15 protein-coding genes are annotated in these 16,631 nt (G+C 69.9%); 6 read left to right on the forward strand and 9 right to left on the reverse strand.

Annotated elements, in window-relative coordinates; all coding sequences use genetic code 11:
• The first annotated feature begins 174 nt into the window (after positions 1-174).
• On the forward strand, positions 175-336 hold the full coding sequence (locus DFR72_RS46085; protein WP_170176659.1) for a hypothetical protein: 162 nt from the start codon (positions 175-177) through the stop codon (positions 334-336).
• Between the two features lie 8 nt (positions 337-344).
• On the opposite strand, the gene DFR72_RS42435 is transcribed toward DFR72_RS46085, so the two are convergent.
• From DFR72_RS42435 to DFR72_RS42460, 6 genes are all read right to left on the reverse strand, one after another.
• Positions 345-575, reverse strand: coding sequence for a hypothetical protein (locus DFR72_RS42435; protein WP_090073346.1), 231 nt, complete (start codon positions 573-575; stop codon positions 345-347).
• A gap of 533 nt (positions 576-1,108) precedes the next feature.
• Positions 1,109-1,387: a P-loop NTPase family protein gene (locus tag DFR72_RS42440; RefSeq protein WP_090073345.1), complete on the reverse strand. Its 279-nt coding sequence runs from the start codon at positions 1,385-1,387 to the stop codon at positions 1,109-1,111.
• A 51-nt stretch (positions 1,388-1,438) separates the two neighbouring features.
• Positions 1,439-2,206 (reverse strand): GntR family transcriptional regulator, encoded by a 768-nt coding sequence (locus DFR72_RS42445; RefSeq protein ID WP_090073343.1) that lies wholly within the window; start codon positions 2,204-2,206, stop codon positions 1,439-1,441.
• Positions 2,207-2,237: 31 nt separating this feature from the next.
• Positions 2,238-3,071 (reverse strand): glutamate ABC transporter substrate-binding protein, encoded by an 834-nt coding sequence (locus DFR72_RS42450; RefSeq protein WP_090073341.1) that lies wholly within the window; start codon positions 3,069-3,071, stop codon positions 2,238-2,240.
• Between the two features lie 174 nt (positions 3,072-3,245).
• Entirely contained in the window at positions 3,246-5,909 is a 2,664-nt protein-coding gene (locus DFR72_RS42455; protein ID WP_090073339.1) for a bifunctional acetate--CoA ligase family protein/GNAT family N-acetyltransferase, read from the reverse strand.
• Between the two features lie 5 nt (positions 5,910-5,914).
• Complete coding sequence (locus DFR72_RS42460; RefSeq protein ID WP_090073337.1) at positions 5,915-7,087, reverse strand: acetoin utilization protein AcuC; 1,173 nt, start codon at positions 7,085-7,087, stop codon at positions 5,915-5,917.
• Positions 7,088-7,148: 61 nt separating this feature from the next.
• Between DFR72_RS42460 and DFR72_RS42465 the strand changes: the two genes are divergently transcribed.
• Positions 7,149-7,751, forward strand: a complete 603-nt coding sequence (locus DFR72_RS42465; protein ID WP_090073335.1) for a DUF3558 domain-containing protein — start codon at positions 7,149-7,151, stop codon at positions 7,749-7,751.
• Between the two features lie 28 nt (positions 7,752-7,779).
• Here DFR72_RS42465 and DFR72_RS42470 read toward each other — a convergent pair whose 3' ends face one another.
• Positions 7,780-8,631: a sulfurtransferase gene (locus DFR72_RS42470; protein ID WP_090073332.1), complete on the reverse strand. Its 852-nt coding sequence runs from the start codon at positions 8,629-8,631 to the stop codon at positions 7,780-7,782.
• Positions 8,632-8,709: 78 nt separating this feature from the next.
• Here DFR72_RS42470 and DFR72_RS42475 point away from each other — a divergent pair, with 78 nt between their 5' ends.
• Genes DFR72_RS42475 through DFR72_RS42490 form a run of 4 tightly spaced genes read left to right on the forward strand, consistent with a single transcriptional unit; the run spans position 8,710 to position 13,586 of the window.
• Positions 8,710-9,405, forward strand: coding sequence for an iron-dependent transcriptional repressor DtxR (locus tag DFR72_RS42475; protein ID WP_090073330.1), 696 nt, complete (start codon positions 8,710-8,712; stop codon positions 9,403-9,405).
• Positions 9,402-10,577, forward strand: a complete 1,176-nt coding sequence (gene galK, locus DFR72_RS42480) for a galactokinase (protein WP_090073328.1) — start codon at positions 9,402-9,404, stop codon at positions 10,575-10,577. Before DFR72_RS42475 ends, galK begins: the two co-directional genes overlap by 4 nt.
• Positions 10,578-10,613: 36 nt before the next feature.
• Positions 10,614-11,576 carry a UDP-glucose 4-epimerase GalE gene (galE, locus tag DFR72_RS42485; protein ID WP_090073502.1) on the forward strand — a complete coding sequence of 321 codons (963 nt, stop codon included), beginning with the start codon at positions 10,614-10,616 and terminating at the stop codon, positions 11,574-11,576.
• Between the two features lie 6 nt (positions 11,577-11,582).
• Positions 11,583-13,586: a S9 family peptidase gene (locus DFR72_RS42490; protein ID WP_090073326.1), complete on the forward strand. Its 2,004-nt coding sequence runs from the start codon at positions 11,583-11,585 to the stop codon at positions 13,584-13,586.
• On the opposite strand, the gene DFR72_RS42495 is transcribed toward DFR72_RS42490, so the two are convergent.
• Positions 13,556-14,596 (reverse strand): DUF4192 domain-containing protein, encoded by a 1,041-nt coding sequence (locus DFR72_RS42495; RefSeq protein WP_090073324.1) that lies wholly within the window; start codon positions 14,594-14,596, stop codon positions 13,556-13,558. The two genes, DFR72_RS42490 and DFR72_RS42495, sit on opposite strands and share 31 nt — an antisense overlap.
• Positions 14,597-14,769: 173 nt before the next feature.
• Positions 14,770-16,569 carry a Xaa-Pro dipeptidyl-peptidase gene (locus DFR72_RS42500; protein ID WP_090073322.1) on the reverse strand — a complete coding sequence of 600 codons (1,800 nt, stop codon included), beginning with the start codon at positions 16,567-16,569 and terminating at the stop codon, positions 14,770-14,772.
• Positions 16,570-16,631 lie beyond the last annotated feature (62 nt).

Here is a 16,631-nt window from a genome sequence, read left to right on the forward strand (position 1 = left end):
TCAGGTCGTCACCGCCGAACACCACCGGGTCGGTGCAGTTGCTGTGGCTCAGCTCCGACAGCAGCCCGCCGGCCTCCGCGGTGCGGCCGGTGTAGCGGATGAGCGGGTTCGGTGACTTCCTGCAGATGTCCGTCACCAATCGACCCAGCTGCGTGGTCACGGTGCTGGCGGTCGTTGGCCGGGGCGACGCGGAAGAAGTACGGCTTCTGGCTGAAGGTCGTCGACGACAACGACGAGCCGACCATCGGGCCCAGCACGGCGAGCGCGGACTGCGTGGTCTCGCGGCTCTGGCCGAGCCCGGTCACGGTGATCACCGACGGGGTGCGTTCGACGTAGGCGCGGATCTACTCGGCGACCTTCACCGCGTACTTGGACTCACCGCCGAAGTTCGCGAGCACGAGTCGCACCAACGGGTTGCGGCCCAGTCCGTCGAACTGGTTCCGGTCGCACTGCACTCCGTCCACCTTGGACGTCTGCGTGCGTTCGCCGGAGAGGTTCGCGACGATCTCGGCGGGTTCCAGGATGCCGTAGCGCAGGCAGTGCGTTCTTCCTGGAGTTAGAAAGCCTTGCCGCACAAGACAGACAGCACCGCAATGAGATAGGCGGCCACGCGACGCATCGAGTTGCGGCCGGGCCAGGCGCACCACGCTGTCGTAACGGCGGTGCAGGTTCCGCGTGATGCCGCTCCTCAAGCGCTCCCACCAAGTGCGTGGTTCTTCGTCGTGCTCCGGTTCCCTCTCGCCGGGCGGCATCGAGGCTTCGGCGATGGCGGCGAGCTCGGTGCAGCACGAAGTTGTCGCCGTCCTGCCTCACGAAACTGAGCTGTGCCAGCAGAGCGCGCTCCTGCAGTTCCTCCACGAGCGCCTCGAACTCGACCGTGCTGCTGCGCGTGCGGTACCTAGGCACGTCGCTCGGCGAGCAGGCTGAGGAAGTCGGTCGGCCGTGCGGCGGGCCGTGGCCGTCTCGGTGGCAGGTAGGAATCGATGCCGTCGAGCAGCAGAAGGCTGTTCATCCTGCGGTAGCGGCGGAACCGGTAGGCCGCCGTGGATGTCGGCGAGGAACGCGGACACGAGCAGGCGGTCGATCTCCAAAGTCTCGCCGGCGCGGCTCAGGGTCCACATGTGCATGAGCACGGCGTCGAACTTCGGGCGTCCGGCGTAGTTCTCGAACCAGCGCAACGCACTCGCGACCCGCGGCCGACCTTGGCCGTGGGCGCGTCGCGGTAACGGCGGCGGACGTGGTCGAGCAACGACGCCTTGCCACTGCCGCCGGGGCCGAACGCGACGATCACCGGCAGGGGGTGTTTCGCGCGGCGTTCCTCCAGGGACTCCACCAGTGCGGCGATGTCGTCCCTGCCGACGAGCCCGATCTCCGGTTCCAGCGCCATGATCCTCAGTCGCCGCGGGGACCGCTGGTGTTCCGTGCCGGCTGGATCGGACTAGCGGTCGGCGTGCAGCCTCGCGACGAAGCTGAACCGGTCACCGCGGTAGAGCGATCGGGCGCGTTCGATCGGGTGGCCGTCGACGTCGTAAGAGACGCGGTGCAGCAGCAGCATGGGCAGCGCCGGGTTCGTGCCGATCAGCAGCGCCTCGCGGGGCGTGGCGAGCACCGTCTCGACGCGTTCCTCGGCCTCGGCGAACCGCACGCCCAGCCGTTCGGTGAGGCACGCGTAGAGCGATCCGGCGGGGTCGAGCTTCTCCAGCAGGTCCGGGAAGCGGCCGAGGCTGAGGTAGGTGGATTCGAGGCCGATGCGTTCGTCGTCGGCGAGCAGGACGCGCTCGAGGTGCACGATCGGGTCGCCCGGTTCGATCATCAGGTCGCGGGCCAGGCCGTCGTCGGCGCCGAGCTCCTCGACCGTGATCACAGTCCGGTTCGGCTCCACACCCTGCCGGCGCATGCCCTCGGTGTAGCTGACCAGCGACAACGGCTGCACGAGCTTGGGCGGCGCGACGAACGTGCCACTGCCCTGGCGGCGGATCAGCTTGCCTTCGAGCACGAGTTCGCTGACGGCCTGGCGCAGCGTGACGCGCGAGACGGAGAACCGTTCGGCGAGCTCGCGTTCGGACGGCAGGACGGTGCCTTCACCGAGGTTCTCGACGAGGTCGAACAGCTCGGCCTTGACCGCGTAGTAGCGCGGGACTCGGCCGTGTTCTGGGATGCCCGCGCGAACGGGTCGATCAGCGCGGTGCGGCGGGACGCGGTTCACGTGGCGTGAGCCTACGTGACGCCCCGTGTGATCACGGGGCCAGCTTCGGCGGATCGGGGATCTTGTAGCCGGAAGATCCGATGTTGACCTCGAGCGACTTGCGCCAGGCACCCGTGTCGATCATCTTCTGCATCGCGGCCTGGACCTTGGCCTTGCTGTCCGGGTCGTCGCGGTGCAGGCCGACGCCGTACTCCTCCTTGCTGAACGGGTCGCCGACGACCCGCAGGAGCTCCGGGTTCTGGGCGGCGTAGCCCGCGAGCAGCACGTCGTCGGTGGTGACGGCGTCGACGTTCTCGGCGAGCAGCGCCGTGACGCAGTCGCTGAACTTGGCGTACTCGACCATCTTCACGTCCTTCGCGAACTGGTCGCGGACGTACTCGGCGGACGTGGAGCCGGCGGTGGAGCACAGGCGGAGGCTGGCGTTGAGCGACTTCGGGCCCTCGATGCGGCTTTCGTTCATGCGCACCAGCAGGTCCTGGCCTGCGACGAAGTACGGGCCGACGAAGTCGACGATCTGCTTGCGCTTGTCCGTGATCGAGTAGGTGGAGACGACCATGTCGGCCTCACCGCTGGTCAGGAGCGTCTCGCGGTTGCCCGGCTGCGCTTCCTTCCAGGTGATGTTCTCCTCCGGGACGCCCAGTTCGTTCGCGATGTACTTGGCGACGTCGACGTCGAACCCGCGGTAGCTGCCGTCGAGCCTGCGCACCGCCAGTCCCGGCTGGTCGTACGACACAGCGATGACCATGCGGTCGCTCGAGCTGACCTTGCTGGCCATGCCGGACCCGCCGCCGCCGGCGCACGACGCGAGCAGGAGCACGGCAGCACATGTCGTTGCCACCAGGCGGAGAAGTGCTCTCGGCGTCATTCGTCCCTCTTACAGCGGTTATCAGCTACATCGCGTATTCCACGGGCATGCGCCTGCCCACCTCGTTCGGCGCTGCCCGGTGATGCGGGAAACCTAAGCGCCCAAAGGACGCATGTCCATACCTGCGCGCGAATGAAACATCGGAATCGTTGCGGTAACTCATCAGTACCGCGGTCACCTCAGACGGCGTGGACCGGCGTCGTGCAGGGACGGAGGCGGGCCGATCACGATGCGCGCGCTGCTCACGAAAGCCCCTGCGGCAGAAGCAAGAACGGGTTCGAGCTTGAGCGAACGCACCTCCGGAAGGTCCTCGGCCAGTGCCGCCAAACGGAGTACCAGATCCTGAAGTGCTTTCAGGTCCGCTGGTTCATCGCCTCGGTAGCCGGTGAGCAGAGGCGCTGCTTTCGGTGCCGCAACGAGTTCCGCCGCGTCGGTGTCGGTGAGGGGTACCGCCCGGTAGGCCCGGTCGCCGAGTAGGTCGCTGACCAGACCCGACAGTCCGAACCAGACCAGCGTGCCGAAGCTCGGGTCGTCCTGCAGGCCCAGGACGCAGCTGACTCCCTTGGGGGCCATGCGTTGCACGTACACGTCCGGTTTTCCGGAGAGTGCGGCGAGGTCGTGGTAGGCGGCCTTGACCGATTCCCCCTGGGCGATGTCGAGCCGGACGCCGACCAGGTCGGTGCGGTGGCGCAGGCGTTCGCTGGTCGCCTTCATCGCGACGGGGTAGCCGAGCTCGTCAGCCGCCTCGACGGCCTCGGCCTCGCTGTGGGCGATGCGGAACGGGACGACGTCGATGCCGTAGCACTCCAGCAGTTCGACGGCCTTGCGGTCGTCGAGGCGGAGCTCGCTGACCGGGTTGTCCACAATGGATCGGGCTCGGTCGAGGTCGATGCCGCCGGGCCGGACGAAGGTGCCCTGCGGTGCGGCGCGCCAGCGGGCGTAGCGGATGGTGCGGGCCAGGGCGAGCACGGCGCGTTCGGGACTGGCGTAGCTGGGGATCGAGCCCTTCCCGGGCATCTTGAGCTCGTCGGGGATGCCCTCGACCGCGAGGAACGTGGAGACGATCGGTTTCGTGCGGTGTGCGGCTTCCTTGAGCGCGCGGGCGTAGGCGGCGCCGGGGACCGCGATCGGGGGCACGAACACGACGACGAGGGCGTCGGTATCGGAGCGATCCAGGGCCTCCTGGACGGCCTTCGCGAACTCCTCAGGCGTCGCCTGGGCGCCGACGTCGACGGGATCGCCCGCGAGGTCGAGGTCCTGGGCGAGCAGCGTGTCGGCGGCGAGCAGGCCGATCGCGGTGGAGTTGCCGACGACGGCGACGCGCCTGCCCTTGGGCAGCGGCTGGTGGGCCAGCAGGAGCGCGGTGTCGAACAGTTGCGCCAGCGAGTCGACCCGGATCACGCCGGCCTGCTCGAACAGGGCTTGGACGCTCGCCTCGTCGACCTTCGCGCCGGTCGCGGCGAGGCCGGGGACGACGGCGTGCCGGCCGGACTTCACCGCGACGATGGGCTTGGTGCGGCCGAGCCTGCGGGCGAGCCGCGCGAACTTGCGGGGGTTGCCGAACGACTCCAGGTAGAGCAGGACGACGTCGGTGGAGGGATCGGTCTCCCAGTACTGCAGCAGGTCGTTGCCGGAGACGTCGGCGCGGTTGCCGGCCGAGACGAACGTGGACAGGCCGAGGCCCCAGCCCGCGGCGTTGGCGAGGATGGCCGTGCCGAGGGCACCGGACTGGCAGAAGAACCCCGCGCGGCCGCGTGCGGGCAGCTTCGGGGCGAGGCTCGCGTTGAGGCGGACCTTGGGGTCGAGGTTGATCACGCCCAGTGCGTTCGGACCGACGACGCGCATGCCGTGCGCTCTCGCCTCCGCCGCGAGCCTGCGTTCGGCCGACAGCCCGTCGGGTCCCGTCTCGCCGTAGCCGGAACTGACGACGACGAGCGCCTTCACGCCCTTGGCGAGACACCCGTCCATGACCTCGTCGACGCTGGCCGCGGGCACGGCGACGACGGCGAGGTCGACGTCGTCGGGGATGTCGAGGACGGTCGGGTAGGCGCGGACGCCCCGGACCGCCCGGTGCTCGGCGTTGACGGGGTAGACGGGTCCGTTGAAGTCGGCTTCGAGGAGGTTCTTGAGGACCGCGTGCCCGATCTTGGTCGGGTCGGTGGACGCGCCGATGACGGCGATGCTGCGCGGGTGCAGCAGGTTGTGCACGCTGCGGGCCTCGGCGGCCTGCTCGCGTGCTCTGGCGACGGCGACGGACTCGTCGGTCGGGTCGATCGCGAACTCCAGGTGCAGCACGCCCTCCTCGAACGCCCTGCTGACCTGGTAGCCGGCGTCGCGGAACACCCGCACCATCTGCCCGTTCTCGGCGAGCACCTCGGCCTCGAACCGGGCCAGCCCGACCTCCTTGGCCGCGGCGGCGAGGTGTTCGAGCAGGATGCTGCCCAGCCCGCGCCCCTGATGCCCGTCCTCGACGACGAACGCGACCTCGGCGCTGTCGCCCCGATGGGCTTCTCCCCGGTGGTCACCGTGTTTGTCACCCTGGAGCCGGTCGAACCGGCCGACAGCGACGATGTCGTCGCCCAGCAGGGCGATGAGCGCCACCCGGTCGTGGTGGTCGACGGTGCTGAACCGCTCCAGGTCGCGCTGCGGGATCCGCGGGTACGGCCCGAAGTACCGGAAGTACCGCGTCCGTTCCGACAGCCGGCCGTGGAACTCCCGCAGCTTCTCGCTGTCGTCAGGTGTGATCGGCCGCAGGTGGACGGTGCGGCCGTCGCTGAGCACGACGTCCGCCTCCCAGGTCCTCGGGAAGTCGAACGGATCTCTCGCGCTGTCCGGCACCGGTGTCAGTCCCTGGGGTCGTCGGGATCAAGTCCGTGCAAGGGGAATACCGCGCGACGCGTCTCGCGAACCGCCTTGTCCACCGGCTCTTCCGCGTCTCCGCCCCACGGCTGGTACCCAGCGTCGCACCCATCGGTCATGGACGCAGGCAAAGGCCACTCGGGTGCGATCCGCGTCGCATGGGCCACCCAGTCGGCCGGCAACGGCCGGTTCGGGTCGACGTCGCGGTCCAGCACCGTGGCCAGCAGGTGCGTCCACGACCGCGGCACCACCCTGAGCAGCTCGTACCCGCCGCCACCGAGTGCGAGCCACTTGTAGCCGTGCTCGATGACCAGGTCGCGGAACGCCTGATAGATCGCCCGGTGCCCGTCCACGCTCAACGACAGGTCCGCGAGCGGATCCTCCTTGTGCGTGTCGACACCGCACTGCGTGACCAGCACCTGCGGCCGGAACGCCCGCAACAACGACGGCACCGTCGCGTGGAACGCCCGCATCCACGCGCCGTCCCGCGTCCCGGCGGGCAACGGCACGTTGACCGCACTGCCCTCGGCCCCGGCGCCTCCGACCTCACCGGCCCACCCGGTGCCTGGCCACAGGCTCATCGGGTGCTGGTGCAACGAGATCGTCAGCACCCGCGGGTCGTCCCAGAACGCCGTCTGCACCCCGTCTCCGTGATGCACGTCGACGTCGACGTAAGCGATGCGCTCCACCCCGCTGCGCAGCAACCACTCGATGGCCACCGCGCAGTCGTTGTAGACGCAGAACCCGGCCGCGCTGTCCGGCATCGCGTGGTGCAACCCTCCGGCGATGTTGACGGCCCGGTCCGCCTCACCCGACGCGATGGCACGAGCCGCCGCCAGCGACCCGCCGACCACCAGCGCCGAAGCCTCGTGCATCCGCTCGAACACGGGGTTGTCCGGCGTCCCCAGCCCGTGCCCGACGTCCCACCCAGCCGTGGGAGCCGCCTGCACGGCACTCAGGTAGCCCGGCTTGTGCACCAGCTCGATCTCGTCGTCGACGGCCGGCTCGGGCACCCGCATCTCGATGCCGTCGAGCACCCCGAGCGCCGTGGCGAGCCTGATGGTCAGATCGAGCCGCACCGGATTCAGCGGATGGTCGCCACCGAGGTCGTACCCCAGGAAGGACCTGTCCCAGACAACAGCGGCTGGCTTACCCATGCCCAGCAACCTACAGTCGCGAGCCCGGAACCGATCTCACCGAACAGGGGTCAGAGGCGACATGCACCTGCGACCAGCGGCCGTCCTCCTCGCACTGGGCCTGACCCTCGCCGCCGTCTCGGGGTGCGCCGAACAGGTCAAGGGCCAGGCCAGGGCCGACGCCAACGCGACTCAAGAAGCCCCGGACCCCACCACGCCCTCGAAGAAGCCGCCCACCAGCACCGCGGCCTCGAAGCCGGCGGACCCCACCCCGCAGAAGCAGGGCGATGTGAAGATCGCCACCAAGAAGAAGGCGACCGGCCTCGAGACCTGCGGCATCCTCAAGACGGCGGACATCGAGGCGGCCACCGGCGGCAAGTCCTCGGCGGACGGCGGCTGCATCCACACCACCACCGGCCCGTCGACCGTCATCACCCAGATGGTCACCGTCCCCGACGTGGTGGACCAGGAAGGCGAGAAGAAGCAGATCGAGATCGGCGGCAACACCGCGTGGCAGGTCAGCGCCTCCAAGGAGGACTGCCAGGTCACCGTCATGCTGACCGACGACCCGACCGTCATCACGTCGGCCTTCTCGGTGAACGTCCTCGCGATCGAGGAGATGGACACCTGCGCGACGGCCCTGAAGCTCGCCACCGAGGGCTTCAACCGGATCCCCGCCGCCTGACGCGAGCGTCCGGCGGCTCCCGGGCCAGTCAGCCGCCGGTCGCGACCTCCCGGTCCAGCGCACACCAGTTGGACCACGACCCGGCGTACAACGCCGCCGGCCCCCCGGCCGACGTGATCCCCGCGACCTCCAGCGCGAGCACCACGGACGAGGCGGTCACCCCCGACCCGCAGTAAGCACCGATAGCCACATCACCCGACACCCCGAGCCCGGCGAACCGCGCGGCCAGCGCCTCCGGCCCGAGCCACCGCCCGTCTGCTCCGACGTGCCCGGTGGTCGGGGCGTTGAGCGCACCTGGGATGTGCCCGGCCTTGGGATCCACAGGCTCGGTCTCGCCGCGGTACCGGGCGGCCGCCCGAGCGTCGAGCAGCACGCCGTCCTGAGCGAGCGCCGCCGCCTCGTCCGCGTCGAGCACGGGCATCTGCCCGGGCCGCACCACCACGTCACCGGCGGCATCCCCCGTCAGCGGCGCCGGCACCTCCGCGGTCACCGGCAGCCCGGCGGCCTCCCACGCGGCGAACCCGCCGTCCAGCACCGCGACCTCGCCGAACCCCGCCCACCGCAGCAGCCACCAGACCCGTGCGGCGACCGAGCCGTCCGCTGCGTCGTACGCCACGACCTGAGCACCCTCACGCACCCCCGCGGCGCGCAACACCTCCTGCAACCGCTCCGGTTCCGGCAGCGGATGACGGCCCCCGGCACCGGGCGGAGCGGACAGCTCGGTGTCCAGATCCAAGTACACCGCGCCGGGGACGTGGCTGACCTCGTAGTCTTGGCGTCCGGGTGGTCCGCCGAGACGCCACCGGACGTCCAGCACGACGGTGGCCGAACGCGCACTCAGCGCATCGGCGAGGGCCTCAGGAGTGATCAAGGGATGCACGGCTCACATCCTGCACCCGCGCGGACACCTGTGTCCCCCGGCACGACTACCATCGACACCATACGAAGGGGAGCGGGTGTGAACGACCTCATCGACACCACGGAGATGTATCTCCGCACGATCTACGAGCTCGAAGAAGAGGGCGTGGTGCCTCTGCGCGCCCGCATCGCCGAGCGCCTCGGCCAAAGTGGACCGACGGTGAGCCAGACCGTCGGCCGCATGGAACGCGACGGCCTGGTGATCGTGGCGGAGGACCGCCACCTCGAGCTCACCGAGCAGGGCCGCAACCTCGCGATCGCCGTCATGCGCAAGCACCGGCTCGCCGAGCGCCTCCTCGTGGACATCATCGGGCTTGAGTGGGAGCACGTGCACAGCGAGGCATGCCGCTGGGAGCACGTGATGAGCGAGGCCGTCGAGCGCAAGCTCATCAAGCTGCTCGGCAACCCCACCACCTCGCCCTACGGCAACCCGATCCCCGGCCTCGACAAGCTGGGCGACGGCGAGCCCGCCCCGCCCGCCGAGGCGGACCTGGTGCGCGTGGACGAGGTGGCCCGCCGCGGTGGCGGCCGCGTCGAGGTGCGCCGCATCGCCGAGCACGTCCAGCTGGACCCGGACCTGATGGCCGAGCTCAAGGCCGCCGGCGTCGTACCGGGCGGCACCGTGGAGGTCGAGGCGCTCGGTGGCGCCAAGGTCATTCACGTGCGCGGCGGCAACGGCACCGCGGCAGAGCTCGACCCCGCGGTCGCCCACGCCGTCATGGTGCTCGCCCGGTGACCCAGGCGACGACACCGGCGGCGAAGGCGGCCGAGGCGTTCCAGCGCCTGCACGGACGCGCGCCCGATGGGGTCTGGTCGGCCCCGGGCCGCGTCAACCTCATCGGTGAGCACACCGACTACAACGACGGCTACGTGCTGCCGTTCGCGTTGCCCCACCGCATCGCGGTGGCGGCATCGCCCCGTGCCGACGGCGTCATGACCGTCAGCACGATGGGCGACGACGGCGGGCTGCAGGAAGCGGACCCGGTCGTGGTCGCCGACCTAGTCCCCGGCACCGTCAAGGGGTGGGCCGCGTACCCCGGTGGCGTCGCCTGGGCCCTGCGGGAGCAGGGGATCGCCGTCACCGGCGGGGCGGACCTCGTCATCGCGGGCGACGTGCCCGCCGGCGCCGGCCTGTCCTCCTCGCACGCCCTCGAGTGCGCCGTCGCGCTCGCGCTGCTCGGCCTCGCCGGCTCCGACGCCGAGCGGGCGGACATCGCGCGCTGGGTGCAGCGCTCCGAGAACGACTTCGTGGGCGCTCCGACCGGCATCCTGGACCAGACGGCATCGCTGTGCTGCATCGAAGCGCACGCCTTGTTTTACGACGTGCGCTCCGGCAAGCCCGAGCAGGTCGCGTTCGACGCGGCTGCCAGCGGGCTCGAGGTCCTCGTCATCGACACGCGCGCCAGCCACGCCCTCGTCGACGGCGGCTACGGCGCCCGGCGGGCGGGGTGCGAGCGCGCCGCCGGCATCCTCGGCATCCCCGCCCTGCGTGACATCGACATCGCCGAGCTCGACCAGACGCTCGTCCGGCTGCCCGAAGAGCTGCGTCCGCTGGTGCGGCACGTCGTGACCGAGAACGACAGGGTCCTGCGCACCGTCGAGCTGCTCCGCGCGGGCCGGCTCGCCGAGGTCGGGCCTCTCCTCTCGGGCTCCCACGCAAGCCTCCGGGACGACTACCGGGTCTCGTGCCTCGAGCTCGACGTCGCCGTCGACTCCGCGATGGCGGCCGGCGCCCTGGGTGCCCGGATGGTCGGCGGCGGTTTCGGTGGCTCGGCCATCGCCCTCGTGCCCGTCGAACGGCACGACGAGGTCGAGCGGTCCGTGCTCGCCGGTTTCGCCTCGCGCTCGCTCACGCGGCCGAGGCTCTTCACGGCGGTTCCGTCCGCGGGCGCGGGCAGGGACCGGTAGCCAAGAACGATCTTGATCAGGAATGCGAGGACTGTGGTGAAGCTGCTCGTCACGGGCGGGGCCGGATACGTCGGCAGTGTGTGCGCTGCCAGGTTGCTCGAAGCCGGGCACGAGGTGGTCGTCCTCGACGACCTCTCCACCGGCCACGAGGACGCCGTCCCCGCGGGAGCGCGCTTCATCCGGGGTGACATCGCCGAGGTGATCGGCGATGTCCTCGCGGAAGGGTTCGACGGCGTTCTGCACTTCGCGGCGAAGTCCCTCGTGGGCGAATCCATGCAGGACCCAGGCAAGTACTGGACGGGCAACGTCCTTACCGCGATTCGTCTCCTCGACGCGATGAAGGAGCACGGCACGCCGAAGCTCGTCTTCTCCTCGACTGCCGCGACGTACGGCGAGCCGCGGGAGGTTCCGATCCCCGAGACCGCCCCGACCGCGCCCACCAACACCTACGGCGCCACCAAGCTGGCCATCGACCACGCGATCACGTCGTACGCCGCCGCGCACGGCCTGGCGGCGACGAGCCTGCGGTACTTCAACGTCGCCGGCGCCTACGGCAGCATCGGCGAGCGGCACGCGACCGAGACCCACCTCATCCCGCTCGTGCTGCAGGTCGCGCTCGGGCAGCGCGAGCACATCTCGATCTACGGCGAGGACTGGCCCACCGAGGACGGCACCTGCGTCCGCGACTACATCCACGTCCTGGACCTCGCCGACGCCCACCTCCTGGCGCTCGAGAACGCCACCGCCGGCGAGCACCGGATCTACAACCTGGGCAACGGCACCGGCTTCTCGGTCAAGCAGGTCGTCGACACCTGCCGCGAGGTCACCGGCCACTCGATCCCCGCCGTCGTCGCTGCCCGCCGCGCCGGCGACCCGGCCGTGCTGGTCGCCTCCGCCGAGCGGGCTCGCGCCGACCTCGGCTGGAAGCCCGAGCGCGCCGACATCACCGGCATCGTCCGCGACGCGTGGGAGTTCACCCGCGCCCGGCACGGAGCCTGAGCCGGGATGACCGACTTCGCCTCCTTCGAGAGCTACACCGCCACCGCGCGGCTCGCGTCGCTCGCGCTGTCCCCGGACGGCACCCGGCTCGTCACGGTCGTGTCCACACTCGCGCCGGACGGCAAGACGTGGCAGGGGGCTCTCTGGGAGGTCGACCCCACCGGCGAGCGGGAGGCCGTCCGGCTCACCCGCTCCGCCAAGGGCGACTCCTCCCCCGTGTTCGCGGCGGACGGGTCGCTGCTGTTCCTCTCGGCCCGCCCGGACCCGCTCGCGAAGCCGGGCGAGTCCAAGGAGAAGAAGGCGCTGTGGCGGCTTCCGGTCCGCGGTGAGGCCGCCGAGGTGCTGCGACCGGGCGGCGGAGTCGGTCAGGTGCGTGCCGCCGGGGAGACGGTGCTGTTCACGTCGTCGGCGTACCGCTTCACGGAGTTCGGCGACGAGGACAACGCCAAGCGCAAGGCCCGCGAGGACGCCGGCGTGACAGCGATCCTGCACGAGTCGTACCCGATCCGGTACTGGGACGCGGACCTCGGTCCGGCCTACCCGCGGCTGCTGGCGGCGTCTCTCGCGGGCGTCACCGCCGAGACGATCACCGACCTGAGCCAGGACTCCGAGACCAGGCTCAGCGACGAGGACGTCGCGCTCAGCCCGGACGGGAAGTGGGCTGTCTACGGCCACGCCGTGGACGTCAGCGCCTCCTACGGCCGCAGGACAGAACTGCGAATCGTGGCCACGAGCGGTGGTGCGTCGAGGGCGATCGCATCCGAGGAGGGTTTCTCCTTCCACGGAGCCACGTTCACGCACGACTCCTCTGCCGTGATCGCCATCCGGTTCCGCGAGTCCACTTCGGACTCGCCACACCGGCGCGAGCTGGTACGCGTCGAACTGAGCGGCGACTCGATCACGCCACTGGCTGCCGGTTTCCAGGAGGAACCGGACCACCCGGTGGTGAGCCCGGACGGTTCGGCTGTCTTCTTCACCGCGAGCCACCTCGGCCACCAGCCGCTGTGGCGGCTGGACCTGGGAACCGGTGAGGTCACGAAGCTGACGGTCTCCGGTTACTACAGCGATCTGGTCGTGAGCCCGGACAGCAAGACGCTGTATGCGCTGCGCAACTCGGTCGACCACCCGCCGCAGCCAGTGCGGTTCGCCGCCACCGGAGCCGATCAGGACCCGGAACGGCTGCGCGCGCCCGGTGCCATCCCCTCCGTGCCCGGCACCCTCACCGAGATCTCCACGGTCGTCGCCGACGGCAGGACCGTCCGTTCCTGGCTGGTGCTGCCGGAAGGCGCCTCCGCCGACTCCCCCGTCCCGCTGGTCCTGTGGGTCCACGGCGGCCCGGTCATGAGCTGGAACGGCTGGACCTGGCGCTGGAACCCGTGGCTGATGGCCGCGCGCGGCTACGCCGTCCTGCTGCCCGACCCCGCTCTGTCGACCGGCTACGGGCCCGACTTCATCAAGGCCGGCTGGGGCCGCTGGGGCGCCGAGCCCTACACCGACCTCATGGCCATCACGGACGTCGCGGTCGAGCGGGCCGACATCGACGCGTCCCGTACCGCCGCGATGGGCGGGTCGTTCGGTGGCTACATGGCCAACTGGATCGCCACCCAGACCGACCGGTTCCGCGCGATCGTCACCCACGCGTCCTTGTGGCACCTCGACGCCTTCTCCGGCGCCACCGACAGCTCCTACTTCTGGATGCGGGAGATGGGCGATCCCCTCACGCAGCCGGAACGGATCCTGGCGAACTCCCCGCACCTGCGGGTAGCCGACATCAAGACCCCGATGCTGGTCATCCACGGGGACAAGGACTACCGGGTTCCCATCGGTGAGGGGCATCGCCTGTACTTCGACCTCGTCCGCCACGGGGTCAATGCGAAATACCTCTACTACCCAACCGAAAACCACTGGATCCTCACCCCTGGAAACTCTCGGATCTGGTACGAGACGGTGTGGGCTTTCCTGGCCGAGCACGTCCTGGATCAGGACTGGGAGCGGCCCGAACTGCTCTGAGTGCCGGCGAGGAGCTCACGGGCGCTGTCCATGTACTTGACCGACAGCTCCCGGATCTCCGACGGCGGGAACGCGGCGCTGACGACGGCTCGGACGAGCTTGGCGAGCGCGTGGCCGGGACAGGCTTCCTCGGCCACGTCGAGCGCGATGGACGCGATCCCGCCGTCGCCGCGCTGGTAGGCGTAGAACGCGAGCAGGCACGCGGGCTCGGCTCGTTCCGGTGCCGGGCAAGTTCTGGTGAGCTCGAGCCACAGGCGTTCGGCCAGCCTGGACCTGGGTTGCGCTGCGAACCCCATGCTCGCGTCGCGCACCTCGGGCACCGCCAGCGCCTTCGCGAGAGCGACGATCTCCTTGTCCGGCAACGATCCCTTGCGGTGCTCCACGGCGTCGATCGCGTCGCTCACCCGGCGCAGTTCGGTGCACGGGTCGGCGTCGGGCGAGCTCGTCATGAGCTCGTCGAGCAACGTGGATCTGCGTTCCAGAGCTTCAGGTGGATCCAGCGTGAGGATCGCGGCCATGGCGGCGCGCGACTCGAACGTCACGTTGCCCTCGTGTGCCGACGCGGCGGCGACAGCGGACAGCTGAGGATCCGGCAACGTGCCGTGACAGTCGATGTCGAGATAGCACAGCCACTGCGCGTCTTTCTGGCACGACGGCAGCCACACGGCTTCGACGACCTCGATGCCTATGCCGCCCAACCGGTGTCTGAGGGCGGTGACCAGTGGCTCGTGCGGCAGTTCTTCGGGCATGTGCTCGGATGGCGCGCATACGACGACGAGGATCAGTTCCGACGCGCCGTGTTCCTGCAGCGGGCCTTCCAGCTGGGCCGCGAGCAGACCCCTATGTCGTGGGCGTGGAAGGTCGACGCGCATGGTCATGCTGACCAGATGGTCTTTCAGCACCAGCACGACCAGCGAGTCGGCCGGGTGGAACCCCATCAGGTGCGGGATCGCGGCGTAGAGATCGCCTGCGTCACGGACTCGGATCGGCTTCGAGAGCGTTGAGGGCATGGGCCCACTGTGGAGGGCGGGCCGGGGTGGTGAGCCGGGTCGCCGCGAGGTTGTGGACAACTCAGCGGCTGTGGACAGGTTGAGATCTTGGAGTGCTCGGGAGCGGGGTTCTGTCGGGGGTGGGTGCTAGGTTGCCGCGCTTCGGCCCCTGGAGACCGAAGCGCGGCGACACGTCAGAACGACTGGAAAACGGAACGCCAGCCGCCGACGACCGGCAGCTCCACCGACGTCCGGGTGAGGTCCAGCGACAGTCCGGCACCCGGCTGCGGGCGCAGCGTGTAGTCGTAGTCGCTGGAGATCACGACGAACTCGAGCCGGTGACCGGCCTGCAGGACGTAGTCGTCCGGCACGATCGGCACCGCGACGTCGTAGAACTTGCCGGGCTTGATCGGCGACGTCTTGTCCGGCCGCTCCCGGTTCTGCGGGTCGGTCGAACCGCGCGTGATGACGTGCGACCTGCCGTCCGGCGCGCGGTCGACGAGCAGCGTCGTCACGTTCGCCGCGGGCCGGTCGAATGCAACCCGCAGGTTCGCCGTCGACCTGCCCGACAGCCGCACCGGCTTCTTCGCCGGCTCCGACGTGTAGGAGAGACGGTTCGGCGAGGTCGCCAGGTCGATCAGCGACTCAGCCGTCTTCGTCGCGTCGTCGGTCAGCTTCTCGACACCGCGACCGGGCAGGACTCCGATACCACCCTTGGCGGACCCGCCCGCGGACAGCCGCAGTCGCACGTCGGACGTGCCGGGAGCCGGCCAGTCCTTCTCGTCGACCCACGTCTTGTCCTCGCGCTGCAGCGTCGCCTTCGGTTCCTTGTCGACGCCGTTGCGGTGACCCCAGAGGTACTGAGTGAACCAGCGGTTGAGCGTGCGCCGCCACTCGACCGAACGCAGCGTGTCGGCGTCCGTGTGCCCGGACTGGTGCAGCCAGATCTTGTGCGGCGCACCGGTCTTCTTCAACGCCGAGTACCACTGCTCGACGTGGGTCATCTTGACGTTCCAGTCGTTGAGCCCGTGCACCGCCAGCACGGCCGCACGGACCTTGCGGACGTCGTTCATGTAGTTGCGCTTGTCCCAGAACCGGCTGTAGTCACCGGTGACGCGGTCCTGGTCCTTCGCGATCTCGGCGATGATCGGCTTGCAGATTTCCCTGTCCGCGCGCGTGTAGACGTACTCGGCGAGCACGTCGGCGTCCTCGCCCTGGAACGTGCCGGGTGCGACGACGGCGCCGTCCGCGCGGTAGTAGTCGTACCAGCTGGAGATCGCGGCGATCGGCACGATGGCTTCGAGCCCACGTACGCCGGTCGAGGCGACGGCGTTGGGCAGCGTTCCGTTGTAGGAGACGCCCATCATTCCGGTCTTGCCGGTCGACCACGTCGCCTTGATGGCTTCACCCGTCGCGGTGCGAGCGGTCGCACGGCCGTTGAGCCAGTCGACGACGACACGCGCGCCGACTGTTTCGTTGACGTCGCCCGTCGTCGGGCAGCCCGTCGACTTGCCGGTGCCGAGCGACTCGGCGTAGACGACGGCGTACCCACGTGCGATGAAGTAGGCCTCGTAGCGACCCGACGTGATCGGGTTCGGGCCGAGGGCGGCGGTGATGCGTTCGTCGGAGGAGGCCTTGAGCAAACGGCCGTTGCGCTTGTCCGGCACGTACAACTCGACGTCGACGTTGTGGTTGGCGACGTCGTTGCCGCCGGAGAAGTACGGGCTGACCATGTAGACGACGGGGACCTTGAGACCGCGTTCGGTGGCGCGTGGCCGGACGACCTCGGTGTAGACCTCGTCGTCCTTGCCGTCGCGGTCGCTGTCGACCGGTGCCCGGACCCAGAGGCTCTCCTTCACCACGTCCTTCGGATCGAAGACGGGTTGCGCCTCGCCGTCCTTGAACACCGGCCCTTCGGCGGCTTGGGCCGTCGTGGGCAGGAATGGCAGAACCAGCACCGCTGTCAGCAGTGCAACTCTTCGTGCGCCCCTCACGAGGCACCCCCAATGCGGAAGCCAGAGACAGGGATCGCCCTGCACCCTCTCCTTTGACTGCA

This window comes from Lentzea flaviverrucosa (assembly GCF_003350445.1).
GTDB classification, from domain to species: domain Bacteria; phylum Actinomycetota; class Actinomycetes; order Mycobacteriales; family Pseudonocardiaceae; genus Lentzea; species Lentzea californiensis.